This window comes from Streptosporangium sp. NPDC053982 (genome assembly GCF_055585205.1).
In genome coordinates this window covers 381123-405940 of record NZ_JBVJKQ010000004.1, presented here as the reverse complement: position 1 = coordinate 405940, position 24818 = coordinate 381123, and the positions used below count along the sequence as shown (strand labels likewise).

Here is a 24818-nt window from a genome sequence, read left to right as displayed (position 1 = left end):
ACCGCCCTCGCCGCCGTCACCGTCCCACCCTGTCCCGTGGCCGGCGCGCTCAGAACGAGTCGGTCATGTACGGCCGGGCGTGGAAGGCCGCGTCGAGGGCGTCGTCGGCGTCCGCCGGCCCGGTGAGGAGGCCCGCGCGGCGCAGGGTGGCGGCCGGCACGCCCGCGAACAGCGCGGAGAGGCCCCCGGCGGTGAGGGCGGGGGCCGTCCCCGGGATGGTCCCGGCGGGCTGGGCCGTACCGGAGCCGCCGGAGACCGCCAGATGCCAGGGCCCGGAGGAGGCGGGCCGCTCGGGGTCGTCGACGTGGACCACGACGTCGAGGGTGACGCCCGCCGGGAACCCGCGCCCGGCGACGGCCGCCGCCGGGTCCACCACGCGGAACATCCAGCGGCTCTGCGCGACCTCGTCGTTCGCCCGCTCGCCGAGCAGCCAGAACACCGGGTCGTCGGGGGCGACGACCGCGCGGACCTTCTTGGCGACGGAGGACGAGGAGCCGACCAGCGCCCACAGCGCCCTGGCCGTGGCCTCCGAGCCGGCGACCAGGCCGGTGACCGCGATGTCGGGGCCGTCCCAGCCGTAGGCCACGAAGCCGTCCTCGGCCAGGTAGACGAAGTCGCGGGTGCTCTCCAGCCACCGGCGCACGTCCGCCTCGCTCCGGCGGACCGGCCCGGAGGCGCGGGTGGCGGCGTGGACGCGCCCGATGACCTCGCCCAGCGCGCGGGCGTCCCCGGGGCCGGTACGGCGGAGCGGGACGTCGCCGGTCGTGCGGATCGAGCGCAGCCCCTCGGTGGGCAGCACGGCCCGGTGCAGGGCTCCGGCGTGCTCCCAGCCGAGCGAGCGGTAGATGCGGGTGGTGGCGGGGTACAGTGCCGAGACCGGCAGCCTCAGCGCGGCGCAGCGGTCCAGGGCGGCCCGCATGATCATCCGTCCGACGCCGCGGCCCCGGTCCTCGGGGGCGACGGTGACCGAGGCGATGCCGCCCATGGGCAGCGGCCTGCCGTGCCACCACTGGGTGAAGTCCTCGATGCGGGTCGTGGCGACGAGGCGGGCGCCGTCGAAGGCGCCGAGGTATCTGCCCTCCTCCACGGCGGGCAGGACGCCGCGCCGCCAGGGCTCCGCCTCGCCCTCCGGGACGGGCCCGAAGGCCCGGACACGGTTGTCCAGCGCCGCGTCGAGATCGCCGGCGGTCAGCTCACGTATTTCCACGGTCCCCCAACCTAGGCCGTGCGCTCCGGGGAGCGCTCATCGGCCCCGTCCGGCTCCTGGTGGCCGCGCAGGCGGTCCAGGCGCGTCATCACCGGGGTCGCCGTGACGCCGTGCAGCACCAGGGAGGCCAGCACGGTGAAGGCCACCACCGCCCACAGCTCCTCCGCGGGCACGCCGAAGTCGGCCTGGCCGAGGGCGTAGGCGAGGTAGAACAGCGAGCCGATGCCCCGGATGCCGAAGAAGGCCATCACGCCGCGCTCGCGCGGCCCCGGCCGGCCGCCGAGCGTGGCGAGCCACCCGGTCAGCGGGCGGATCACCAGCAGCAGGAGCAGGCCGACCGCCGCGCCCCGCCAGGTGAGCGCGGCCAGGCCGCCGGTGGCCACGAACCCGCCGAGCAGCAGGATCAGCCAGGCGGTGAACAGCCGCTCGATCTGCTCGATGAAGCCGTGCAGGACGGCGTTGTAGCCGTGCGTGCGCTCGGCGGCCCTGATCGTGCAGGCGGTCACGAACACCGCGATGAAGCCGTAGCCGTGCACCAGCTCGGTCAGGCCGTAGGCGAGGAAGGTCGCGGCCAGCGCCACGAAGCCGTCGCGATGCTCGGCGAGCCGCAGGTCGGAGACCTGGGCGCGGAAGAACAGCCGGCCCAGCGCCTTGCCGGCCAGCAGGCCGCCCACGACGCCCGCCCCGCACCGGTAGAGCAGGTCCACCAGCACCCACTCCCCGGTCCATTCCAGGCCGCCGCCCGCCGCCGCCAGCGCGATCGCGGCGAACACCAGGGGGAAGGCCAGGCCGTCGTTGAGCCCGGCCTCGGAGGTGAGGGTGAAGCGGACCTCGTCGTCGTCGGTCTCGGAGTCGACGGGCTCGCCGACCTGCACGTCGGAGGCGAGCACCGGGTCGGTCGGCGCGAGCACCGCGCCCAGCAGCAGCGCGGCGGCCCACGGCCAGCCCAGCAGGCCGTGGACGGCCAGCGTGACGGCGCCGACGGTCAGCGGGAGCGTCCAGCCCAGCAGCCGCCAGGTGGAGGTCCAGCGGCGCGGCTCGAAGGGCCGGTTGATCGCCAGCCCGGCGCCCATCAGCGAGATGAGGACGCAGATCTCGGTGGCGTGCTCCAGCAGCGCCCGGTGTGCCACCGGGTCGGGCTCGGGCAGGTCCAGGGGCAGGAGGTAGAGCAGCGCGCCGCCGATCAGGCAGGCCAGCGGCAGCGAGAAGGCACGCCGGTTGAGCAGGCGCGGCAGGATCGCCGCGAACAGGGCGGCGACGCCCGCCACGGCGAAGATGAGGTCAGGGTTCGGCATCGTAGGGCGGCATATGCCCTCATTTATTTAGGTAAACCGAAGGCCGCGCTTTTCCGGGGAACCTCATGGGAAGCCCATGGATCCACCCGTGTACGGCCACGCGTCCGGGCGGGCGCCGCCCCGGACACGGGAGCGCGCGGGAGGGGCCCCGGGCGGCCGTACGCCCGCCTCCGCGGTACGGCGGGACGGGCGTACGGCGAAGGCGGCGGGCGGCCGGTCAGGCGTCCAGCTTCTCCATGACGTCGTCGGAGACGTCGAAGTTGGCCCAGACGTTCTGCACGTCGTCGCTGTCCTCCAGGGCGTCGATCAGCCGGAAGACCTTGCGCGCGCCGTCCTCGTCGAGCGGGACGTTCATCGTCGGCAGGAAGCTCGACTCGGCCGAGTCGTAGTCGATCCCGGCGTCCTGCAGGGCCTTGCGGACCGGGACGAGGTCGCCGGCCTCGGAGACGACCTCGAACTGGTCACCCAGGTCGTTGACCTCCTCGGCGCCCGCGTCGAGGACCGCGACCAGCACGTCGTCCTCGGTCAGCGAGCCCTTGGGGACGAGCACGACGCCCTTGCGGTTGAACATGTAGGACACCGAGCCGGGGTCGGCCAGGGAGCCGCCGTTGCGGGTCAGCGCCACGCGGACCTCGGAGGCGGCGCGGTTGCGGTTGTCGGTCAGGCACTCGATCAGCACGGCGACGCCGCCGGGGGCGTAGCCCTCGTACATGATGGTCTGCCAGTCGGCGCCGCCGGCCTCCAGACCGCCGCCGCGCTTGCGGGCGCGCTCGATGTTGTCCAGCGGGACCGAGCTCTTGCGCGCCTTGGTGATGGCGTCGTACAGCGTCGGGTTGCCGTCCGGGTCGGGACCACCGGTCCGGGCCGCGACCTCGATGTTCTTGATGAGCTTGGCGAACAGCTTGCCGCGCTTGGAGTCGAGCGCGGCCTTCTTGTGCTTGGTCGTCGCCCATTTGGAGTGGCCGGACATCGACTAGAGCTCCCTCACCATCTCAACGAAGTATGAATGCACATCGCAGCCCCCGGTGAGCTCCGGGTGGAAGGACGTGGCCAGCAGAGGCCCCTGACGGACCGCGACGATCCTATCCCCAGCTTCGGCCCGGGCCAGCACGTCGACATCGGAACCGACCGATTCCACCCAGGGGGCGCGGATGAAGACCGCCCGCAGCGGGCCCATGCCCGCGAAGTCGATGTCGGACTCGAAGGAGTCGACCTGGCGGCCGAAGGCGTTGCGCCGGACCACCATGTCGATGCCGCCGATGGTCTGCTGGCCCTCGATGCCGCCCTCGATCCGGTCGGCCAGCATGATCATGCCGGCGCAGGAGCCGTAGGCGGGCATGCCGTCCTTGATCCTCGCCCGGAGCGGCTCCAGCAGCTCGAAGGTGTCGGCGAGCTTCCACATCGTGGTGGACTCCCCTCCCGGGACGACCAGCGCGTCGACCGCCTCCAGTTCCTCGGGGCGCCGTACGGCCACGGCCCTGGCGCCCGCCTGCTCCAGGCAGCGCGCGTGCTCGCGGACGTCTCCCTGCAGGGCGAAGACACCGATCGTCGGGGCGATGGTCACCGATGGTCCTTTCGAGGGGCTCGTGATGCGGTTCAAGCGTATGGCCACCCCGCGGACCGCCCCAAACCGGCCGATCCGCGGGCCGGGCGGGGCGGGGCGGGCGCGGGGCCCGCCGTGCCCCGCCGTGCCCACGCCGTACGGCCGGGCCCCGGTTCCGTTTCCGGCCGCGCCGGGGTCAGGCGGCCGACAGGTCGCGGGCGGCGTGACCGGCGTGACCGGCGTCCATCCGCGTGAGGCTCGCCAGATGGTGGCGCCTGCCGTACAGGAAGGCCACGCCGACCAGGCAGCAGACCGCGCCCAGGCAGTACGGCACGGGCGCGCCGATCTCCTCGCCCAGCTTGGTCACGATGTAGGGCGCGATGGCCCCGCCCATCCAGCGGACGAAGTTGTAGCCGGCCGAGGCGACGGGCCGGGGCGCGTCGGACACCTCCATGGCGGCCTCGGTGAACACGGTGTTGTTCAGCCCGGCCGGGATGCCGCACAGCACGACGCAGACGACGACGCCCGCGCGCAGGCCGGTCGCGCTGAACAGGGCGATGCCCGCCTGCAGGACGGCGAGCGTCCCCAGGGACAGGTACAGCACCCGCACCGAGCCGATCCTGCGGCTCATGGCCGGGGCGGCGAAGACCGAGGCGAGCGCCACGAGGACGCCCCAGCCGAAGAACACCGCGCCGATGCCGTAGGCCGACATGCCGAGGATGAACGGGGTGAAGGCCAGGATGGTGAAGAAGGCGAAGTTGTAGAAGAACGCGGTGAAGGCGGTGGTGGACAGTCCGCCGTGGGCCAGGGCGCGCAGCGGGTCGCTGAGGCGGGTCTTCACCGCGGGCCGGGGCGTGTCCCTCAGCAGGGTCGCGATGAAGACGAACCCGACGGCCATCAGGGTCGCGGTGCCGAAGAAGGGACCGCGCCAGTTCCAGTCGCCGAGGAGGGCGCCGGCCAGCGGGCCCATCGAGATGCCCAGGCCGAGGGCGGCCTCGTACAGGATGATCGCGGCCTCGGCGCCGCCGCTGGCCGCGCCGACGATGACCGCGAGGGCGGTGGCGACGAACAGGGCGTTGCCCAGCCCCCAGCCGGCGCGGAAGCCGATGAGCGCGCCGACGCTGTCCGAGGTGCCGGACAGGCCGGCGAAGACGACGACCAGGAACAGGCCGAGCAGCAGGGTGCGCTTGCCGCCGATCCGGCTGGAGACCCAGCCGGTGACGAGCATCGCCACGGCGGTGACCAGGAAGTAGCTGGTGAACAGCAGGGAGACCTGGCTGGGGCCGGCGTTCAGGTTCTCGGCGATGGAGGGCAGGATCGGGTCGACCAGGCCGATGCCCATGAACGCGACCACCGCGGCGAAGGCGGTGGCCCACACCGACATCGGCTGGCGGAGGATTCCACCCGGACTCTGCGAGGACATGGGAGTGGCTCCTTGAGGGGAACTTGAGGGAAGGAGGCCGGCCGGGTCACGGCCGGTCGGGGACGTGGGATCGCCTGCGGGACCGCGCGGGATCCCACGGGGCCCGCGGATCGGCCGGTTCGGGGCGGCCCGCGGGCCGCGCGGTATCTCGCGGGTCACGCGGGTCACGCGCGACCGGGCACGGGACCTCGCGGGTCACGCGCGGCCCAGCTTGGCCAGCGCGGGCAGGGCGGCGGCGACGGCGTCGCGCTCCTCGGGGGTGAGCAGGCCGAGCTGGGTGACGAGGTAGGAGACGCGGGCCCGGCGTACGGCCGCCAGGCGGGCGCGACCCTCCCCGGTCAGCTCGACCGTGCGGACCCGGGCGTCGGAGGGGTCGGCGGAGCGGGCCACCAGGCCGGGTTCCTCCAGCCTGTTGATCTGCACCGTCATGGTGGGGAGCTGGACCCCGTGCTCCTCGGCCAGCTCGGTCATCCGGCGCGGACCGCCCTCCAGCGATCCCATCACGGCGTACTGCTGGCTGGTGACCGGCTGTCCCGCCGCCACGCGGCGCAGGAGCAGCACCAGGTGGCGCAGCTCTTTGGAGAGGCTCTCGGCGAGTTCGTCCGTCGTCATGGTTAGCCAGTCTAACTTAGCCAGACTAAGCATTATTCCGAAGGGAGGGCGGCGCCCCGCCGGGACGCCGCCCTCCCCCGCCGTCCCCCCGCCGCGGCGGGGACCAGACGGTCAGGGACGCCTGGTCTCGGCGTCCACCACCTCCTGGATCCGCTCGGCGTCCGACGGCTCGGCCCGCCTCGCCACGGACGGGTCCAGCGGGCGCAGGTAGGTCTGCTGGACGCCCGGGACCCGGTCCTCCACGACGAAGGTCGCCCTGGTGTACGCGCCGGCCCCGGCCTCGGTCACCCTGGGCACCACCTTGAAGTCGGCGGTGAGCGCGCCCGGCTCGATCCGGGTCAGCACGTAACCGCGCTGGTTGTTTTGAACCCCTCCCCGGCCTGAAGGCCGGAGCTTCTCCCGTCGCGTCGTGGTCATGCGGCGCACGGGGGTTGACGCTTCGCGGACCGGGCAGCCCCGAGGTCTCCACGTCCTGACACCGCGGTCCCCGCGGCGTTGTAAATGTTGATTGCGGCATTGGTATCGGCGTGCCCGACCCAGCCGCACGCATGATTGGCGCAGGCGTACCTGATCCCGTTGCGGGCCGCCGGGTCGCGATGCCCGCACCGGTGGCAGGTCTGCGATGTCCCCCCTGCCGGGACCTTCACGACCTGGCCGCCGCGATCACGGATCTTGTACTCCAGGAAGGTGACCGTGCGGCCCCACGCCTCCCCGGCGATGGCGCGGTTCAGCCCGGCCTTCTGCGCCACATTGGGGCCAGGGCGCTCAAGCGTGCCCTTGGCGGAGCGAAGCATGGCCGTGATCTCCAGGTCCTCCACCGCGATCACGCTGAAGGCGCGAGCGAGTTCGGTGGTGGTCTGGTGCTGCCAGTCCACGGCTCGGCGCTTGGCTGTCGCGCGGAGCCGGGCGATCTGGGCATAGGTGCGGGTCAGTCGTTTGGAGGTGGGCTGCCCGGAGCCACGGGCGCGGCGCTGGCGGGCGGACTTCCGCTCCAGGCGACGCAGACGTTCCTTCTCGCCCGTGGTGAGCCAAGGCCCGTGCTCACGCGTGGTGCCGTCCGACAACGCCAGGGCGACGGTGATGCCCCGGTCGATCCCCACCATCGGGTCGGGATGAGGGTCGGAGATCACGGCGGTCATGGTCTCGGTGCGGAAGACGATCTGCCAGCCGAAGGCGTCCTTGACCAACCGCGCTCCGGTGATCCGCCCGACCGGGCCGCCCCGGGTGACGCCGGGCAGGTCCCTGGTCCACCGGAAGCGCACCCGGCCGATCTTGGGCAGGCTGACCGCACCCCAGCGCCGATTGATCCGCGCGATCCGCAGAGCGCTGGCCTGAGGCACGTCGACGGCCGGGCGGGAGCGGTGGCGGGTCTTGAACGTCGGGCGGTCGGCGGGGTGGTCAGGGTTGAAGAAGTTCACCCACGCCTGCCGATACGTCTTCAACACCGCCTGAGCCGCCTGGGCAGGCAGCTGCCCGAGCCAGTCGATCTCACGGCGGGCTTGGCGGATCGCCGCGTCACAGTCTTTCAGCGTGGCGAAGCGGCCTTGGCGGAAGGTGAAGTATTCGTGGAGCAGATTCCACAGGGCCCGGGCGGCGTGCGCCTGACCGTCCAGCACCGCCGCCTGAGCGTTGCTCAACTCCAGGCGGGCCACGTGCGCCCGGGCCTGCTTCACCGTCTCCACGCCCGGATCGTAGCGTTCGGCTCACCTCACCGAGATGGAAACCGAACCTCGAAGTACGCACCGCCGCCATGTCGTCTCCCACTTCGACGCGCATTTGGTGTTCATCACCAGATATCGACGTCGAGGCACTCACTGGTCCGATACCGATCCGCTGCGAGGAGATCAGTTCACAACGGTGGAGGAACAGTTCGGGAAAGCGGAAAGGCGGCATCCTTCACAGATGCCGCCTTCCCTGAAATCTCCTACCAGCCGCGCTCGGCGAGGCGGTGCGGGACCGGGATGTCGTCGACGTTGATGCCGACCATGGCCTCGCCCAGGCCCCGGGAGACCTTGGCGACGACGTCCGGGTCGTCGTAGAAGGTGGTGGCCTTGACGATCGCGGCGGCGCGCTGCGCCGGGTTGCCGGACTTGAAGATGCCCGAGCCGACGAACACGCCCTCCGCGCCGAGCTGCATCATCATCGCGGCGTCGGCCGGGGTGGCGATGCCGCCGGCGGTGAAGAGCACCACGGGCAGCTTGCCGGCCCTGGCGACCTCGGCGACCAGCTCGTACGGCGCCTGCAGCTCCTTGGCCGCGACGTACAGCTCGTCCTCCGGCAGCGAGGTGAGGCGCTTGATCTCGCCCCGGATCGTGCGCATGTGGGTGACGGCGTTGGAGACGTCGCCGGTGCCGGCCTCGCCCTTGGAGCGGATCATGGCCGCGCCCTCGGTGATGCGGCGCAGCGCCTCGCCGAGGTTGGTGGCGCCGCAGACGAAGGGCACGGTGAAGCGCCACTTGTCGATGTGGTTGGCGTAGTCGGCGGGGGTCAGCACCTCGGACTCGTCGACGTAGTCGACGCCGAGCGACTGCAGGAGCTGGGCCTCGACGAAGTGGCCGATGCGGGCCTTGGCCATGACGGGGATCGAGACGGCGGAGATGATGCCGTCGATCATGTCGGGGTCGCTCATCCGGGACACGCCGCCCTGGGCGCGGATGTCGGCGGGGACCCGCTCGAGGGCCATGACGGCGACCGCGCCGGCGTCCTCGGCGATCTTGGCCTGCTCCGGGGTGACGACGTCCATGATGACGCCGCCCTTGAGCATCTCTGCCATGCCGCGCTTGACCCGGGCGGTTCCGGTGACGGCGGACTCGGTGACTTCGGGCGTGCTGCTGGACACGGGGCTCTACCTCACGACGGCTGGTTGCGGATCACGGGCGCCCCTTTCACGGGGACGGCCGCCACTTCTTCATGGTAGGCGGTGATCGGTGTGTGCCCTCACACGCCGATCCGTCGCCTTCGGGGGATCTTCTTGGCCATCCTGTACGGCCGGCCGCCCCCGTCAGGGGGTCGCCGGCTCCTGTACGGCCGCCCCCGTCAGGGGATCACGGGCTTGGGAGCGGCCAGGACGACCCACACCTGCCCGGGGGCGAAGTTCATCGGGTCCCCGGTCTCGGTGGTGAAGACGGTGCCGTCCCGCTCCGACTCGCGCGACCACTTGGCCTTGAACGCCTGCCCGTCCCGGAGCACGACCGCCCTGCCCGTGCCGGTGGAGTGCACCAGGGGGGTGTAGCTCTGGTTGAGGTCGTGGTATTCCGAACGCTCGGTCTTGGCGTACTGCACGACGATGGTCGGGGCGCCGAGCTGACCGCCCTCGGCGGCCATGTCCTTCTTGCCGTCCTGCCAGACCAGCCACTTCTTGGCGGCGTCCGACCAGGTGAAGGTGAAGCGGGCCGCCGGGTACCGCACGCTGAACGACTTCTTCGGCGTCCCGTCCTCGGGGGCGTCGCCGAAGGTGAAGCCGATGTCCTTGGCCTTGCTCGTCCCGGACGCCTTGGCCAGGAGCTTCCTGGGCTCGGCGAACAGGTTGTAGGGCGCGTAGCGGCCGGGCTGGCGGAAGTAGGCGCCCGGGGCCCTGCTGTCGGAGACGTCGACGAGGGACGCCTCCTGGACCTTGGGGATCATCTTGGTCTGCACGCCGGAGTAGGCCAGGGCGGGCTTGCCGAACTGCGGCAGGATGTGCAGGTCGGAGATGCGGGCGCTGCGCACCGGTCCGATCTTGGGCGGGAGCTTCGAGGAGAAGATCGCCATGAGGCGGGTCAGGCCGGCCTCGACCTGCTCGACGTAGACGATGTCGGCGCTCTTCAGGCCGAGCTGGGGCTTGCCGGCCGAGGTGTTCTCGATCTTCGCCGCGAGCACCGGCCTGCGCGCGGCGCCGGGCAGGCCGGTGAAGGGGTGCGCCGGCTCCGGGGACGGGGTCTCGGCGGGCGTCGTGTCCTCCGCCGCCGCCTGCGGTTCCTTGCCCGCCGCGGGCTCGTCGGAGGAACAGGCCGCGGCCTGGGCGAGGACGGCCGCCCCCGCCAGTGTGACGGCGATCTTCCGGGACACCCGCACGGCTCATCTCCTCCAAGTCGGGCCAGAAAACGAGCACGAGCTTACCGGTGTCCCAGTTGCCGGTTATCCCGCTTTCGCGAGTCTTGTTCAGTAACGGGCCGGCGGCGGCTCGGCAGCGGCTCGATGGTCGGGCGGCGGTTCACCGGCGGTTCGGCATCGGGACGTCCGGGAACCGCCGCCGACGCCGGGTGGACGGCCCCGGGGCACGCCGGTGAGCGCGTGCGGAGACGGCCGGGATCACCCGGCGGTCATTCGGCGGCGAGGGCCTTCGGGGCGTCGTCGTCGATCTCGAAGAAGCCGGGGTAATCGGTGTGCCCGGCCAGGCGCAGCGTGCGGGCCAGCCAGCGGCGCTGGGCGGCGCGGGTCACGCCGACCGCGTTGTTGTAGAAGCGCCGGGAGTAGACCACCTTCGCCACCGCGGTGTCGAGCTCGGACAGCAGCTCGCGGCCGGCCGGGTCGGCGGACAGCCGGTCGCGGAAGCGGTCCTGGTCGGCCACCGCGCGCAGCGTGCGCGACAGGTCGCTCTCGGCGTGCTCGCGCTCCTCCGCGCCGGCCGTACGGGCCTCGTGGGCGGCGGCGGCCAGCACCAGGCTCGTCGCCGGGTCCAGCACGCGCGAGGCCGCGAGCTCCAGGCAGACGGCGGCCCGCCGTACCAGCGCGGCGTCCAGGGACTCGCGGGCCAGCTCCAGGCGGATGTGGAGCCGGTCCAGTCGGCCGGCCCGCCAGGAGACGTAGACGGCGACCAGCACGACGACCGCGCCGGCCACGGCGACCAGTGTGGCGCTCACGACGCCTCGTCCTCCTTCACCCCGGCGGGGATCGCCACGGTCTCGTAGACGCGCAGCACGTCGCGGGCGACCGTGGACCAGTCGTACTTGCGGACGGCGCGGCGCGCCTCCTCCGACAGGGCGGCCCGGCGCCCGGGGTCGTCGAGCAGGGCGGCGGCCTCGCGGGCGAGGGAGGCCGCGTCGCCGACGGTGAACAGCGCGCCGGCCTCGCCGTCGTCGAGCACCTTGCGGAAGGCCGGGATGTCGCTGGCGAGGATCGCCGCCCCGGCCGACATCGCCTCGGTGAGCACGATGCCGAAGCTCTCCCCGCCGAGGTTGGGGGCGCAGAAGACGTCCACCGAGTGGTAGGCGCGGACCTTGTCCTCCTCGCTGACCATGCCGAGCAGGCCGATCCGGTCGTGGAAGCGGGCCGGGACCCTGCCGAGCACCTCGCCGGCGTCGCCGGGCCCGGCGACGAGCAGGCGCAGCCGCGGCCGTTCGGCGGCGAGCAGGCAGAACGCCTCCAGCAGCACCGGCAGGCCCTTGCGGGGCTCGTCCATCCGGCCGAGGAAGCCGATCACCTCGCCGTCGTCCCAGCCGGGCAGCGGCTCGGCGTGGGCGTAGCGGCCGACGGTCACCCCGTTGGGGATGAGCACCGCGTCGCCGCCGATGAACTCGACCAGGGTCTTGCGGGCCGCGTCGGACACCGCGATCCGCGCGGTGATCTTCTCCAGCACGCTCATGATCACCGGCGAGGCCACCGAGAAGGCCCGCGAGCGGCCGTAGGAGGCGTGGAAGGTGCCCACGATCGGCCCCCTGGCCACCCAGCAGGCCAGCAGGCCGACCGAGGGGATGAACGGCTCGTGCACGTGCAGAACGTCGAAGCGGCCCTCGCGCAGCCAGCGGCGCACCCGCCCCGCCGACAGGAACCCGAACGACAGCCGGGCGACCGAGCCGTTGAACGGGACCGGGACCGCCCGGCCCACCGAGGTCACGTAAGGGGGCAGCGCCGCGTCGTCACCCGCCGGGGCGATCACCTGGACCTCGTGGCCGTCGTCCATGAGCGCCTCGGCGAGGTCGCGGATGTGCACCTGGACCCCGCCCGGCACGTCCCACATGTAGGGGCAGACGATGCCGATCCTCATCGCTCCACCGCTTCCCGCTTCTCCCCGGCGCGGGCCGTGCCCGCCGTGTCCCGCGCGCCCGGCGCGCAGCCCGCGGTCATCCGCGGGGCTCCAGGTCCTCGAGCCACAGCCGCTGCAGCATGTGCCAGTCCTCGGGGTGCTCGGCGATGCCCTTCTCGAAGACGGTGGCGAGGTCCTGGGTGAGGGCCGCGACCTTCTCCTGGCGGGTGCCCTCGGCGGGCACGGGGAGCTCGTCGCAGAACCGCACCACCCAGTCGCGGCCCTGGAAGGACAGGATGGCCGGGATCAGCGCGGCCCCGGTGTGCAGGGCGAGCATGGCGGGCCCGGCGGGCATGCGGGTGGCCGCCCCGAAGAACTTCACCTCGATCCCCCGTGCGGTCAGGTCCCTGTCGGCGGGCAGCGCGACCGGCCGGCCCGCCCGCAGCCGCTGCGACAGCACGGCGAAGATCTGGTTGTCCCCTCCGGTGAGCGGCAGCACCTCCATGCCCAGCCCCTCGCGGAAGGCGGTGTAGCGGTGGAACAGCGACTCGGGCCGCAGCCGCTCGGCGACGGTGGTGAACGGGTGGCCGATCTGCACGAACCAGGCGCCCGCCTGGTCCCAGTTGCCCATGTGCGGCAGGGCGAACACCACGCCCCGGCCCGCGCCGAGGATCTCCTGGACCAGCTCGGCGTTGTGGGCGCGGGTGCGCGACAGGATCTCCTCGGGACGCATCGAGGGCAGCCGGAACACCTCGTGGAAGTAGCGGAAGTAGGAGCGCATGCCCGCGCGGCTCAGCTCACGGATCGCCGGGTCGTCCGGGGAGGTGCCCCTGACCCTGGCGAGGTTGGCCTCCAGCCGGAGCACCTGCCCGCCGCGGCGCTTCCACAGCCGGTCGGCGGCCGTCCGGAAGGCCCAGGCGGTCAGGGGCTCGGGCAGGCGGGGCACGACCGCCCAGCCGGCGCCGAAGCCGGCCGCCACGAGACGTTCCTGCAGTGACGGCTTGTCGTTCATCGTTGTCCTCAGCGGAGGGAGCGTGGAGGGGTGGAGACGGCCTGGCGGCGCACGTGGAGCAGCCGCTGGCCGACGGTGAACGCGCTGGCGGCGGCGAGCAGCCACAGCCCCGCCGCCAGGATGTACGGCACGCCGAGGCCGCCGAGCCCGGCCGAGACCAGGACCACGACCAGGCGCTCGGGCCGTTCGGCGAGCCCGACGTCGCACGACAGGCCCAGGCCCTCGGCCCGGGCCTTGACGTAGGACACGACGGCCCCGGCGACGAGGCAGAACAGGGCGACCCCGGCCAGCGTCCGCTGACCGCTCACCACGAACCACATCACCAGCCCGGAGAAGATCCCGGCGTCGCCCACGCGGTCGAGGGTGGAGTCGAGGAAGGCGCCCCAGACGCTCCCCGTGCCCGTCATCCGGGCCATGACCCCGTCGAGGAGATCCGCCAGGACGAAAAACGTGATCACGACCGAGCCGGGGAACAACTCCCCTCGGGGATAGAAGAAGAGTGCTGCGGCGACCGTGCCGAGCGTGCCGGCGGCGGTGACCATGTCGGGGCTGATCCCGTGGCGGATGAGGGCTCTGCCCAGGGGGGTCAGCACGCGGGTCACGGCAGGGCGCAGAAGTTTCAGCATCGCGGTCCGATCGTAGGCCACGCCGTCTGAGAGCGCGCAGCCAACGCTCCGCAAGCGGATCGGCGTGGACCTCTTGTGATATTCGCCACATGGGTATTTGGTGAACACACCGCGTCCTTGCGGTGTACGGACGCGGCGGCGGACGGGGTGTGGCCGCGCCTGGCCGCGCTCCTTCGGCAACGACGCGGGAGGCGACGTGGCAGACAAGGCTGGAGGCGGAGCAACGGGAGCCGCGGGCAGGGCACCCGAGGCCGACCGCCCCGACATGGTGCGCAATGTCGCGCTGGTCGGCCATTCCGGATCGGGCAAGACGACCCTGGTGGAGGCGCTGCTCGCGGCGACCGGCACCGTGCAGCGGGCCGGGCGGGTCGAGGACGGCACCACGGTCAGCGACTTCGACGAGGTCGAGGTCCGCCAGCAGCGCTCGGTGAACCTCTCCGTGGCGCCGCTGGTGCACAACGGCATCAAGATCAACCTGCTGGACACCCCCGGCTACGCCGACTTCGTCGGCGACCTGCGCGCCGGGCTGCGCGCCGCCGACGCGGCGCTGTTCGTGGTCTCGGCGACGGAGAGCGTGGACGGCCTGACCCGCATGATCTGGGACGAGTGCGCCGCCGTCGGCATGCCCCGGGCCGTGGTGATCACGAAGAACGACCACCAGCGGGCCGACTTCGAGGAGGTCCTCGCCACCTGCCAGGAGGCGTTCGGCGAGGGTGTGGCGCCGCTGTACCTCCCGGTGGTCACCAACGGCCGCCTGAACGGCCTGATCGGCCTGCTGACCCAGAAGTTCCACAACTACGCGACCGGGTCGCGGACGGAGAACGAACCCGGCCCCGAGTACCAGAACCGGATCGATCGGTACCGCGGCGCGCTGATCGAGGGGATCATCCAGGAGAGCGAGGACGAGTCCCTGATGGACCGCTACCTCTCCGGCGAGGAGATCGACACCAAGGTCCTCATCGAGGACCTGGAGAAGGCGGTCGCCCGCGGCGGCTTCTACCCCGTGCTGGCCACCGGCGGCGGCGTGGGCGCCAGGGAGGTCCTCGACGGCATCGTCCAGGGGTTCCCCTCCCCGCTGGAGCACCCGCTGCCGGAGATCACCTCGGTCGACGGCGGGCCCGTCGCCGGCCTCGCCTGCGACCCCGACGGGCCGCTCGTGGCCGAGGTCGTCAAGACGACCAGCGACCCCTACGTGGGCCGGATCAGCCTGGTGCGGGTGTTCTCCGGGACCCTGCGGCCCGACATGACCGTGCACGTCTCCGGGCACGGCCTGAGCGACCGGGGGCACGAGGACCACGACGTGGACGAGCGGATCGGCGCGCTGTCGTCCTCGCTGGGCAAGCAGCAGCGCACGGTGGGCAGGTGCGTGGCCGGCGACATCGTCGCGGTGGCCAAGCTGTCGCGCGCCGAGACCGGCGACACCCTCTCGGACAAGGAACGGCCGCTGCTGATGCGGTCCTGGGCGATGCCCGAGCCGCTGCTGCCGGTGGCGATCCAGCCGAAATCCAAGGCCGACGACGACAAGCTCGGCCAGGCGCTGCAGCGACTGGTCGCCGAGGACCCGACGCTCCGGCTGGAGAACAACGCCGAGACCCGCCAGCTCGTGCTGTGGTGCATGGGCGAGGCCCACGCCGACGTGCTGCTGGACCGGCTGAGCCGGCGGCACGGCGTCGAGGTGGAGAAGGTGGATCTGCGGGTGCCGCTGCGGGAGACCTTCGGCGGCCGGTGCCAGGCGATGGGCCGCAACGTCAAGCAGACCGGCGGCCACGGGCAGTTCGCCATCTGCCACCTGGAGGTCGAGCCGCTGCCCTCCGGCGGCGGGTTCGAGTTCGTCGACAAGATCGTCGGCGGTGTGGTGCCACGCCAGTTCATCCCCTCGGTGGAGAAGGGGGTGCGCACGCAGATGCAGCGCGGCGTGGTGGCCGGCTACCCCATGGTGGACGTGCGGGTGACGCTCTACGACGGCAAGGCTCACCCGGTCGACTCCTCCGACATGGCGTTCCAGATCGCCGGAGCGCTCGCGCTGAAGGAGGCGGCGGCCAAGGTGCCGACCCTGCTGCTGGAGCCGGTCGACGAGGTGGCGGTGCTGGTCGCCGACGACCACGTCGGCGCGGTGATGTCCGACCTGTCGTCGCGCCGGGGCCGGGTGCTGGGCACCGAGCCGGTCGGCGTCGGCCGCACGCTGGTCCGCGCGGAGATCCCCGAACTGGAGATCACCCGCTACGCCATCGACCTGCGGTCGATGTCCCACGGCACCGGGACGTTCCAGCGGTCGTTCCTGCGCTACGAGCCGCTTCCGTCGCACCTGGTGGAGAAGGTCGCCGGCTGACCACGGGCCGGGGCCGAAAAACCGGCCGGAAGCGGTCCCGGAAGCGCGGGCCGGACCCGGACCCGCGGGCCGCCGATCGGGGGAGGCGCGGGCGCGCATGCCCATGCCTCCCCCAAGAATCGGGCAAGCGTCACACCAGCATCACAAAACGATTTCTTTTTTCGGGCCAAAGCAGATCGTTCGCGGTGCCAGACTGAGGAACCATGCGAACCGGACGTCCTTTGCTCGCCGCAGCCGCCCTCGCCGTCGCCGCCAACGGCGCCGCCTACGCATTCGGCCCCGACGCTCCGGCCGCCAAGCCTCCCGCCCTGAAGCGGGGCGCCGACAGCGGGAAGGCCACCTCCGGGACCGGCTCCGGGAACGACGCCGAGACCGCGGGGAACAGCGGCGCCGGAGGCTCCACGGCGGCCTGCACCCCCGACCCGGAGCACCCCAAGCGGGAGCTGCGCGGCGTGTGGATCGCCACGGTGGACAACCTCGACTGGCCGTCGAGGGCCGGCCTGCCCGTGGCCCGGCAGCAGGCGGAGTACACCAGGATCCTCGACGAGGCCGTCAAGCGCCGGTTCAACGCGGTGTTCGTCCAGATCCGGCCCGCCTCCGACGCCCTCTACAAGTCCGCTCTGGAGCCCTGGTCGCGATACCTCACCGGCAAGGCCGGCAAGGACCCCGGCTGGGACCCGCTCACCTTCCTGACCGCCGAGGCCCACCGCCGGGGGCTGGAGTTCCACGCCTGGCTCAACCCCTACCGCGCCTCCTTCGAGGGCGGGGCGGACCGGCTGCCGCCGAACCACCCGGCCCGGCTCCACCCCGGCTGGACCATCCCCTACGAGGGCCGCCTGTACTACGACCCGGGGCTGCCCCAGGTGCGCGACCACGTCACCGCCGTCGTCAAGGACGTGGTGTCGCGCTACGACGTGGACGGGGTCCACTTCGACGACTACTTCTACCCCTACCCCGGCGCGGGCGGGCGCTTCGGCGACCAGGCGTCCTACCGGAAGTACGGCAAGGGCCAGAAGCTCGCCGACTGGCGCCGCGCCAACGTCGACAAACTGATCGCGCAGGTCGACAGGACCGTCCACGAGACGAAGAGCTACGTGAAGTTCGGCGTCAGCCCGTTCGGGATCTGGCGCAACAAGGCCCAGGACCGCACCGGGTCGGCCACCTCCGGCATGTCCGCCTACGACTCGATCTACGCCGACGCCCGCCACTGGATCCGCAAGGGCACGGTCGACTACGTCATCCCGCAGCTGTACTGGCCGCGCGGCTTCCAGGCCGCCGACTACGACGCGCTGGCGCCGTGGTGGGCGAACGAGGTCAAGGGCACCGGGGTGCACCTGTACATCGGCATGGCGCTCTACCAGGTCGGCACCGGCGGCGCCTGGCGGAGCCCCGGCGAGCTGGCGTCGCAGCTGGGCGTCAACCGTAAGCAGGACCAGATCCGCGGCGAGGTGTACTTCAGCGCCAAGCAGCTTCTCAGCAACCCGCTGGGCGCGCTGAACCGGATCTCGAAGAGCTACTACGACCGCCCGGCTCTGCTCCCCCTGATGAAGGACCTCGGCGGCCGGGCCCCCGCCCGGCCCGCCGGCCTGGGGATCCAGGGAAGGGCGCTGAGCTGGAACTCCTCGGCCGGGGCCCGCGCCTACGCCGTCTACCGGATCCCGTCCGGCAAGGTCGGCGAGTGCGCCACCGCCGACGCCCGCCACCTGGTCGCGGTCGTGCCGGCCGGCGGCGGCCCGCGCCAGGCGTTCACCGCGCCAGGCGGCGGCGCCTACCTCGTCACCGCCGTGGACCGCCTCGGCCACGAGAGCGACCCCGCCCAGGTCACCGCGCCCTGACCCCGCGGGGATCCGCCCGCCGCCCCGGCCCGGACCTCGGGAGGCGGGCTTCCCCCCGCCCGGGTCGCCGCGCCCCGATCCGCCGGGCCGCGACCCGCCGTCACGCCGGTGGGTGGACCGGCACCATGATCTTCCCCTACGGTTCCAGCGTTGCCCGCCGTAGGGGAGGTCGTCGGTGAAGCGGACGCTCGTCGCGTTTGCGATGTTGGTGAGCGCGCTGTGGCCGGGAACGGCGCACGCGGCGCCGCCCGCCGGGCGGGTCGTCCTGATCGGCGTCCCCGGCCTGCAGTGGAGCGACCTCGGTCCCGGCGCCACCCCGAACCTGTGGCGGCTGGCCGGCCAGAGCGCCACCGGTTCGCTGTCGGTCCGCACCGTCGGCAAGGTGACCTGCCCCTACGACGGATGGCTGACCGTGTCGGCCGGCGTCCGCTCGGCGGTCGGCTACGGCTGCGGGCTGCCGCCCACGCCCGAGCCGTCTGGCGCCGGCGCGGTCGTCCCCGACTACGACTACCTGTTCCGGGTCGCCCGGCAGCGGAACGCCGGATCGCTCGGCGAGGCCGTCCACGCCGCGGGCGGGTGCACGCTCGCCGTCGGGCCGGGCGCGGCGCTGGCCCTGGCCGACCGGCGGGGCGCGGTCGACGTCTACGCCCCCTCCCCCGCGCACCTGCCGGACCTGCCGCCGGACGCCTTCACCCGGTGCCCGGTGGCCGCCGTGGACGTGGACGGCCTGATCCGCCCCTACCTGGCCGGAGACCGGCTGCCCGGCGCCGAGGACGCGCTCGGCCCGGACCGGCGGGCGCGGGCGCTGCGGGACGCCGACACCGCCGTCGGCGCGGTGCTGGCCGCGGTGCCGCCGGACACCAGGGTGCTGCTGGCCGGTCTGTCCGACCACGGGGACACCCCGCACCTGCGGGTGGCCATGATGCGCGGAGCGGACGTCGCGGGACGCTTCCTCGGAGCGGCCTCCACGCACCGCGAGGACGTCACGATCCTCCCCGACCTCACCGCCACGATCCTCACCACGGCGGGCGTACCCGTCCCGGACACGGTCATCGGCGTGCCCTGGCGGGCCGGAGGCCGTACCGGCGGGGCCGGGGCGGCGCGGGACGAGCTGGTCGGCGCCGACCGGGCCGGTCAGGCGATCAGGAACATGAGCGGGGTGTTCTTCACCTCCGTCGCCGTGCTCCAGGTGGGCTTCTACCTGGTGGCGTTCCTGCTGATGCGGCGCAGACGCGGGACGGGGGCGATCCGGGTGGCCGCCCTGGCGCTGGCCGCGCTGCCGGTGTCGACGTACCTGGTCAACCTGCTGCCCTGGCGGCACGCCGGAGCACCGGTGCTCGCGCTGACCGGCGGGATCGTCGCGATCGCGGCGGCGCTGGCCGCGGTGGCGCTGGCCGGCCCGTGGCGGCGCGACCCGCTCGGACCGCTGGCCGTCGTCGCCGGGGTCACCGCCGTGGTGCTCGCCGGCGACCTTCTCACCGGCACCCCGCTGCAGCTGAACAGCGTGATGGGCTACACCGCGGTGGTCGGCGCCCGCTACTACGGCCTGGGCAACATCCCGTTCGCGCTCTTCGCCACCTCGGTGCTGCTGCTGGCCGCCGTGCTCGCCCACCGGCTCGCCGCGCGCGGGCGGCGGACGGCAGCGGTCACCGCCGTGGCGGTCCCGGGCTGCGCGGCGATGATCCTGGGCGGCTGGCCGGGGGTGGGCAGCGACTTCGGCGGGGTGATCGCCTTCGTGCCGGGCATCGCGGTGGCCTCCCTGCTGCTGGCCGGCCGGAAGGTGTCGGTCGTCAGGCTGGGCTCGTTCTGCGTGGCCGGCGGCGTCACGGTGATGGTCATCGCCTTCCTCGACCACCTGCGTCCGCCCGGGTCGCAGACGCACCTGGGGCGGTTCGTCGGTCAGGTGATCACCGGCGAGGCGCTGGAGGTGATCGGCCGCAAGCTCGGCGCGATGCTGAACACCCTGCTCAGCCCCAACCTGATGCCGATCGTGCTGGCCGCGGCGGCGTTCCTGGTCTACGGGCTGCTGCGGCCGGGGACGGCGAGCGCGGGGGTGCTGCCGGCGGCCTTCACCCACTCCCCCGCGCTGAAGGCCGGCCTGATCGGCACCCTCGTCAGCGGGGTGGTGGGCATGCTGGTCAACGACTCCGGTGCGGCCGTGCTGTCCATGGCGCTCGCCCTGGGGCTGCCGCTGGTGCTGTCGGCGGGCGTCCAGGCGCTGCGGGACGGAGCCCCCGTCTACGCGGAGGCGGGCCAGCAGCCCGCGAGGAGGTCGCGGGTGTCGCGCAGGAGCTGAGGCAGCACCTTGGTGTGGCCGACCACCGGCATGAAGTTGGTGTCGCCGCCCCAGCGGGGCACCACGTGCTGGTGCAGGTGCGCGGCGATGCCCGCGCCGGCCACCGCGCCGAGGTTCATGCCGACGTTGAAGCCCTGCGCGCCGCTGGCCTTGCGCAGGGCGGCCAGCGCCCGCTTGGTGAAGTCGGCGAGCTCGGCGGTCTCCCCGGCGTCGAGGTCGGCGTAGTCGGACACGTGGCGGTAGGGGCAGACCATCAGGTGCCCGGAGTTGTACGGGTAGAGGTTGAGCACAGCGAAGACCGACGTGCCGCGGGCGACGACCAGCCCGTCCTCGTCGCTCATCCGGGGGATGTCGCAGAATGGGCAGCCGTCGTCGGGGCCGGTGCCGGTCGGCTTGTTCGCGCCCTTGATGTAGGCCATCCGGTGCGGAGTCCACAGCCTCTCGAAGGCGTCCGGTGTGCCCGCCCCGTGCTGCGCCTGCGGCTCTTCGCTCATGGCGTTCAGCATATTGCCCCGCGACCTCCCGCGGCCCGGTGCCTCCCGGCCGCGGCGGCCCAGGAGGCGGGGCCGGCACGCGTCCGCCGGACGTCCGGCGGGCGGGCCGTACACCGTGGGGAGGGGCGCCGGCCGCGGCGGGGGTCCGCCGCGGCCGGGAACGGGCCGATCGGGGGACCGGCTCCGGGGTGTCGGACCTGGAGCGTCAGACCTGGACGCGGCGCTCGATCGCGTCGACGATCTCGTCGATCGCCTGGTCGACCGGGACGCCGTTCTTCTGCTCGCCGTTGCGGAACCGGAAGGAGACCGCGCCGGCCGCGATGTCGTCGTCGCCGGCCAGCAGCATGAACGGCACCTTCGACTTCTGGGCGTTGCGGATCTTCTTCTGCATCCGGTCGTCGGAGGCGTCCACCTCGATGCGGACACCCCGCTCGCGGGCCTTCTTGGCGACGTCCTGCAGGTAGGGCGCGTGGGCCTCGGCGATCGGGATGCCGACGACCTGCACCGGGGCGAGCCAGGCGGGGAAGGCGCCGGCGTAGTGCTCGACCAGGACGCCGAAGAACCGCTCGATCGAGCCGAACAGCGCCCGGTGGATCATGACGGGCCGCTTGCGGGTGCCGTCGGCCGCCTGGTATTCGAGCCCGAACCGCTCGGGCAGGTTGAAGTCGAGCTGGATCGTCGACATCTGCCAGGAGCGGCCGATCGCGTCGCGCGCCTGCACGGAGATCTTGGGACCGTAGAAGGCGGCGCCGCCCGGGTCGAGGACCAGCTCCAGCTTCTCGGCCTCGGCGACCTCGCGCAGCGTCGCGGTCGCCTCCTCCCACACCTCGTCGGAGCCGACGAACTTCTCCGGGTCCTTGGTGGACAGCTCCAGGTAGAAGTCCTCCAGGCCGTAGTCGCGCAGCAGGTCGAGCACGAACCGCAGCAGCGAGGTCAGCTCGTCGCGCATCTGCTCGCGGGTGCAGTAGATGTGCGCGTCGTCCTGCGTCATGCCGCGCACCCGGGTCAGGCCGTGGATGACGCCGGACTTCTCGTAGCGGTAGACCGAGCCGAACTCGAACAGCCGCAGCGGCAGCTCGCGGTAGGACCGTCCGCGCGCCCCGAAGATCAGGTTGTGCATCGGGCAGTTCATCGGCTTGAGGTAGTACTCCGCGCCCTCCAGCTCCATGGGCGGGAACATGCCGTCGCGGTACCAGTCGAGGTGGCCGGAGACCTCGTACAGGTGGCCCTTGGTGATGTGCGGGGTGTTGACGAAGGAGTAACCCGCCTCCTCGTGCCTGCGCCGGGAGTAGTCCTCCATGACGCGGCGGATCACGCCGCCCTTGGGGTGGAAGACCGGCAGGCCCGAGCCCAGCTCGTCGGGGAAGGAGAACAGGTCGAGCTCGGCGCCCAGCTTGCGGTGGTCGCGCTTCTCGGCCTCCTCCAGCAGGTGGAGGTATTCGTCCTGCTTCTCGCGCGACTCCCAGGCGGTGCCGTAGATCCGCTGGAGCTGCGGGTTCTTCTCGCTGCCCCGCCAGTAGGCGCCGCCGGAGCGCATCAGCTTGAACGCCGGGATGGACCGGGTGGTCGGCACGTGCGGGCCGCGGCACAGGTCCTTCCAGCACAGCTTCCCGGTCTTGGGGTCGTGGTTGTCGTAGATCGTCAGCTCGCCGGCGCCGACCTCGACGTTCGCGCCGTCCTCGGCGGAGGCGCCGCCCTTCAGGCCGATCAGCTCCAGCTTGTACGGCTCGGCGGCCAGCTCCTCGCGGGCGTCGTCGTCGGAGACGGCCCGGCGGGAGAAGGTCTGGCCCTGCTTGACGATCTCGCGCATGCGCTTCTCGACGCGCTTGAGGTCGTCGGGGGTGAACGCGTCGGCGACGTCGAAGTCGTAGTAGAAGCCGTTCTCGACGGGCGGGCCGATGCCGAGCTTCGCCTCGGGGAAGATCTCCTGAACGGCCTGGGCCATGACGTGGGCGGTGGAGTGGCGCACGATCGCCCGGCCGTCGGGGCTGCCGACCTCCACCGGCTCGATCACGTCGCCGTCGGCGACGCGGGCGGCGAGGTCCTTCAGCTCGCCGTTCGCGCGGGCGGCGACCACCGAGCGGCCGTCGGCCCCGAGCACGTCGCCGTACGTCGTGCCCTCCGCCACCACGCGCTCGGCTCCGGCGAGGGTGACACGAAGTTCTGGCACGGCGGACACGGTTGCTCCCTGGGAGACGACGACATTCTGGTCTGTCCAACCGATGCTACCGGTGCCGGACGGGCGATATCCCGGGCATCACGCCCTCGGGGCGCGGCGACCGCGCCTCACCGCGCCGGTGCCCCGGGGTCCGGCGGCATCCCGGAGGCGGCCCGGCGCGCCAAGATCGACCCGGGCACGCCGCGGCGGCGACCCTGACTACCCTTGGAAGGGTGAACGCAGCAGCCCAGACCTCCGGCGCGTACGGCGCCGGCATCGCGACCATCACCGCCGGCGGAACCGTCCTCGACACCTGGTTCCCCTCCCCCGAGCTGGGCGAGCCGCCCCTCTCCGGCACCGAGCGGCTGACGGCGGAGGAGGCCGCCGAGGCGCTCGGCCCGGACGTCGCCGCACTGCTCGGGCCCGACGAGGCCCGCGGCGTGGAGGTGGTCGCGGTCCGGACCGGCATCGCCAAGCTGTCGGAGGCCCCGGCCGACACCCACGACGTCTACCTGCGCCTGCACCTGCTGTCGTCCCGCCTCGTCGCGCCGCACGGCCTGAGCCTCGACGGTGTGTTCGGCCTGCTGGGCAACGTGGTGTGGACGAATCAGGGCCCGTGCGCGGTGGAGGGCTTCGAGCGGACGCGGCTGCGGCTGCGCGCCCGCGGCCCGGTGACCGTGTACGGCGTCGACAAGTTCCCGCGGATGGTCGACTACGTCGTCCCCGCCGGGGTCCGGATCGCCGACGCCGACCGCGTCCGCCTCGGCGCGCACCTGGCGTCCGGCACGACCGTGATGCACGAGGGCTTCGTCAACTACAACGCCGGCACGCTCGGCGCCTCCATGGTCGAGGGCCGCATCTCGGCGGGCGTGGTCGTGGGCGACGGCTCCGACGTCGGCGGCGGCGCCTCGATCATGGGGACCCTCTCCGGCGGCGGCAAGGAGGTCATCTCCGTCGGGCGGCGCTGCCTGCTCGGCGCCAACGCCGGCATCGGCGTCTCCCTCGGCGACGACTGCGTCGTGGAGGCCGGCCTGTACGTCACCGCCGGGACCAAGGTCACCCTCCCGGACGGCCGGGTGGTCAAGGCCGCCGAGCTGTCGGGCGGGTCCGGGCTGCTGTTCCGCCGCAACTCCACCTCCGGCGCCGTCGAGGTCGTCCCCCGGCGGGGCACCGGCATCGAGCTCAACAGCGCGCTGCACGCCAACGACTGACGGCGGTGACGCCGGACAGGGCCGCCAGGGCCACTGTGGCGGCGCGGTGGATCACCGGGCTGTTCGCGCCCCAGGTGCTGGTCATCACGCTCCCGCCGGTCGTCGGGCTGCTCGCCGGCGGCCCGCCCGCCGCCGCCTGGGGGCTGGTCGCCTCGGCGCTGTGCGGGGGCGTCCCGGCGGGGGTGATCTACGCGGGGGTCCGGTCGGGGCGGCTGGACTCCCACCACCTGGTCGACCGGACGCGCCGTACGGGGCCGCTGCTGGTGGCGGTCGCCGCGGTGCTGGCGGCGCTGGTGCTGCTGGCGGTCCTGGGCGCGCCCCGGCTGCTGGTGGCCACGGTGACCGCGATGCTGGCCGCGCTGGCGGTGACGGTCCCGGTCACGCTGCGGTGGAAGATCTCCTTCCACGCGGCCGTGTCGGCGGGCACCGTGGTGGTGCTGGCCCACGTGCTGCCCGCCGCGCCGACGCTCGCGGCCGGCGCGCTGGTCACCGCGACGGTCTGCTGGGCGCGGGTACGGCTGGCCCACCACACGCCGGCGCAGGTCGCCGCCGGGGTCCTGGCGGGGGTGGGCTCGGCCTGGCCGACGCTGAGCGCCTTCGGCGTCTGACGGGCGCGTCCGTCCGGGCGAGGTGAAGCCGGGCCGGGACCTTTTCTCGTGTCGGTCGTGCGGGTTCGCTGGGCCCGCCGATCACATCGCCGCCCTCAACGTCGCACGACGGGCCGGGACGGCGTGGGCGTTCGTCAACGCGCCCAACGACCCCGCCGTGGAAAGCGGGGTCAGTGCCTCTCGCGCCTGCCGTCCAGGCAGGCGCGAGAGGCGCAAGCCCAGAGC

At 72.9% G+C, this 24818-nt stretch carries 21 protein-coding genes; 5 read left to right on the top strand and 16 right to left on the bottom strand.

The window, feature by feature from the left end:
• Positions 1–49: 49 nt before the first annotated feature.
• The 14 genes from ACZ6W9_RS09300 to pgsA all read right to left on the bottom strand — a co-directional run bounded on the left by ACZ6W9_RS09300 (position 50) and on the right by pgsA (position 13662).
• On the bottom strand, positions 50–1207 hold the full coding sequence (locus tag ACZ6W9_RS09300; protein WP_470117156.1) for a GNAT family N-acetyltransferase: 1158 nt from the start codon (positions 1205–1207) through the stop codon (positions 50–52).
• Between the two features lie 11 nt (positions 1208–1218).
• A complete protein-coding gene (locus ACZ6W9_RS09295) occupies positions 1219–2502 on the bottom strand; it encodes a cation:proton antiporter (RefSeq protein ID WP_389969821.1) in 1284 nt (427 codons plus the stop codon).
• A 217-nt stretch (positions 2503–2719) separates the two neighbouring features.
• Positions 2720–3472 (bottom strand): YebC/PmpR family DNA-binding transcriptional regulator, encoded by a 753-nt coding sequence (locus ACZ6W9_RS09290; RefSeq protein ID WP_362934276.1) that lies wholly within the window; start codon positions 3470–3472, stop codon positions 2720–2722.
• Between the two features lie 3 nt (positions 3473–3475).
• The gene (gene pdxT / locus ACZ6W9_RS09285; protein ID WP_362934273.1) at positions 3476–4066 is read right to left on the bottom strand and encodes a pyridoxal 5'-phosphate synthase glutaminase subunit PdxT; all 591 of its coding nucleotides are present in this window, start codon (positions 4064–4066) and stop codon (positions 3476–3478) included.
• 175 nt (positions 4067–4241) lie between these two features.
• A complete protein-coding gene (locus tag ACZ6W9_RS09280; RefSeq protein ID WP_470117154.1) occupies positions 4242–5468 on the bottom strand; it encodes an MFS transporter in 1227 nt (408 codons plus the stop codon).
• Between the two features lie 195 nt (positions 5469–5663).
• Positions 5664–6080 (bottom strand): MarR family winged helix-turn-helix transcriptional regulator, encoded by a 417-nt coding sequence (locus ACZ6W9_RS09275; protein WP_389969825.1) that lies wholly within the window; start codon positions 6078–6080, stop codon positions 5664–5666.
• 111 nt (positions 6081–6191) lie between these two features.
• On the bottom strand, positions 6192–6497 hold the full coding sequence (locus ACZ6W9_RS09270) for a hypothetical protein (RefSeq protein WP_389969827.1): 306 nt from the start codon (positions 6495–6497) through the stop codon (positions 6192–6194).
• A complete protein-coding gene (locus ACZ6W9_RS09265) occupies positions 6494–7762 on the bottom strand; it encodes an RNA-guided endonuclease InsQ/TnpB family protein (protein WP_470117153.1) in 1269 nt (422 codons plus the stop codon). The genes ACZ6W9_RS09270 and ACZ6W9_RS09265 overlap by 4 nt, the downstream gene beginning before the upstream one ends.
• Before the next feature lie 242 nt (positions 7763–8004).
• Entirely contained in the window at positions 8005–8919 is a 915-nt protein-coding gene (pdxS, locus tag ACZ6W9_RS09260; RefSeq protein ID WP_362934261.1) for a pyridoxal 5'-phosphate synthase lyase subunit PdxS, read from the bottom strand.
• A 197-nt stretch (positions 8920–9116) separates the two neighbouring features.
• Complete coding sequence (locus tag ACZ6W9_RS09255) at positions 9117–10133, bottom strand: DUF3048 domain-containing protein (RefSeq protein ID WP_470117150.1); 1017 nt, start codon at positions 10131–10133, stop codon at positions 9117–9119.
• Positions 10134–10381: 248 nt separating this feature from the next.
• Positions 10382–10921 carry a hypothetical protein gene (locus ACZ6W9_RS09250; RefSeq protein ID WP_389969834.1) on the bottom strand — a complete coding sequence of 180 codons (540 nt, stop codon included), beginning with the start codon at positions 10919–10921 and terminating at the stop codon, positions 10382–10384.
• Positions 10918–12045 (bottom strand): glycosyltransferase family 4 protein, encoded by a 1128-nt coding sequence (locus ACZ6W9_RS09245; RefSeq protein WP_470117148.1) that lies wholly within the window; start codon positions 12043–12045, stop codon positions 10918–10920. Before ACZ6W9_RS09245 ends, ACZ6W9_RS09250 begins: the two co-directional genes overlap by 4 nt.
• 76 nt (positions 12046–12121) lie before the next feature.
• A complete protein-coding gene (locus ACZ6W9_RS09240) occupies positions 12122–13036 on the bottom strand; it encodes a phosphatidylinositol mannoside acyltransferase (protein ID WP_389969838.1) in 915 nt (304 codons plus the stop codon).
• 8 nt (positions 13037–13044) lie between these two features.
• The gene (gene pgsA, locus ACZ6W9_RS09235) at positions 13045–13662 is read right to left on the bottom strand and encodes a phosphatidylinositol phosphate synthase (RefSeq protein WP_389969839.1); all 618 of its coding nucleotides are present in this window, start codon (positions 13660–13662) and stop codon (positions 13045–13047) included.
• 196 nt (positions 13663–13858) lie between these two features.
• On the opposite strand from pgsA, the gene ACZ6W9_RS09230 reads away from it, so the two are divergent.
• The 3 genes from ACZ6W9_RS09230 to ACZ6W9_RS09220 all read left to right on the top strand — a co-directional run bounded on the left by ACZ6W9_RS09230 (position 13859) and on the right by ACZ6W9_RS09220 (position 20122).
• The gene (locus ACZ6W9_RS09230; protein WP_389969841.1) at positions 13859–15991 is read left to right on the top strand and encodes an elongation factor G-like protein EF-G2; all 2133 of its coding nucleotides are present in this window, start codon (positions 13859–13861) and stop codon (positions 15989–15991) included.
• A gap of 203 nt (positions 15992–16194) precedes the next feature.
• On the top strand, positions 16195–17826 hold the full coding sequence (locus tag ACZ6W9_RS09225; protein WP_389969843.1) for a glycoside hydrolase family 10-like protein: 1632 nt from the start codon (positions 16195–16197) through the stop codon (positions 17824–17826).
• A 175-nt stretch (positions 17827–18001) separates the two neighbouring features.
• On the top strand, positions 18002–20122 hold the full coding sequence (locus tag ACZ6W9_RS09220) for a hypothetical protein (protein WP_470117145.1): 2121 nt from the start codon (positions 18002–18004) through the stop codon (positions 20120–20122).
• On the opposite strand, the gene ACZ6W9_RS09215 is transcribed toward ACZ6W9_RS09220, so the two are convergent.
• Together ACZ6W9_RS09215 and thrS are read right to left on the bottom strand one after the other, a co-directional pair.
• On the bottom strand, positions 20065–20616 hold the full coding sequence (locus tag ACZ6W9_RS09215) for an HIT family protein (protein ID WP_470117143.1): 552 nt from the start codon (positions 20614–20616) through the stop codon (positions 20065–20067). The two genes, ACZ6W9_RS09220 and ACZ6W9_RS09215, sit on opposite strands and share 58 nt — an antisense overlap.
• Positions 20617–20821: 205 nt before the next feature.
• Positions 20822–22795: a threonine--tRNA ligase gene (gene thrS / locus ACZ6W9_RS09210; protein WP_470117141.1), complete on the bottom strand. Its 1974-nt coding sequence runs from the start codon at positions 22793–22795 to the stop codon at positions 20822–20824.
• A 212-nt stretch (positions 22796–23007) separates the two neighbouring features.
• Between thrS and dapD the strand changes: the two genes are divergently transcribed.
• Positions 23008–23985 (top strand): 2,3,4,5-tetrahydropyridine-2,6-dicarboxylate N-succinyltransferase, encoded by a 978-nt coding sequence (gene dapD / locus ACZ6W9_RS09205; protein ID WP_389969851.1) that lies wholly within the window; start codon positions 23008–23010, stop codon positions 23983–23985.
• A gap of 5 nt (positions 23986–23990) precedes the next feature.
• A complete protein-coding gene (locus ACZ6W9_RS09200; RefSeq protein ID WP_389969853.1) occupies positions 23991–24593 on the top strand; it encodes a phosphatase PAP2 family protein in 603 nt (200 codons plus the stop codon).
• The last annotated feature ends 225 nt before the right edge of the window (positions 24594–24818 follow it).

Bases quoted from the DNA above. Each gene is read 5' to 3' on its own strand.
- ACZ6W9_RS09295 (WP_389969821.1), bottom strand. From the start codon at position 2,502: ATGCCGAACCCTGACCTCATCTTCGCCGTGGCGGGCGTCGCCGCCCTG.
- ACZ6W9_RS09270 (WP_389969827.1), bottom strand. From the start codon at position 6,497: ATGACCACGACGCGACGGGAGAAGCTCCGGCCTTCAGGCCGGGGAGGG.
- ACZ6W9_RS09280 (WP_470117154.1), bottom strand. From the start codon at position 5,468: ATGTCCTCGCAGAGTCCGGGTGGAATCCTCCGCCAGCCGATGTCGGTG.
- ACZ6W9_RS09215 (WP_470117143.1), bottom strand. From the start codon at position 20,616: ATGAGCGAAGAGCCGCAGGCGCAGCACGGGGCGGGCACACCGGACGCC.
- ACZ6W9_RS09240 (WP_389969838.1), bottom strand. From the start codon at position 13,036: ATGAACGACAAGCCGTCACTGCAGGAACGTCTCGTGGCGGCCGGCTTC.
- ACZ6W9_RS09275 (WP_389969825.1), bottom strand. From the start codon at position 6,080: ATGACGACGGACGAACTCGCCGAGAGCCTCTCCAAAGAGCTGCGCCAC.
- ACZ6W9_RS09290 (WP_362934276.1), bottom strand. From the start codon at position 3,472: ATGTCCGGCCACTCCAAATGGGCGACGACCAAGCACAAGAAGGCCGCG.
- pgsA (WP_389969839.1), bottom strand. From the start codon at position 13,662: ATGCTGAAACTTCTGCGCCCTGCCGTGACCCGCGTGCTGACCCCCCTG.
- ACZ6W9_RS09225 (WP_389969843.1), top strand. From the start codon at position 16,195: ATGCGAACCGGACGTCCTTTGCTCGCCGCAGCCGCCCTCGCCGTCGCC.
- ACZ6W9_RS09245 (WP_470117148.1), bottom strand. From the start codon at position 12,045: ATGAGGATCGGCATCGTCTGCCCCTACATGTGGGACGTGCCGGGCGGG.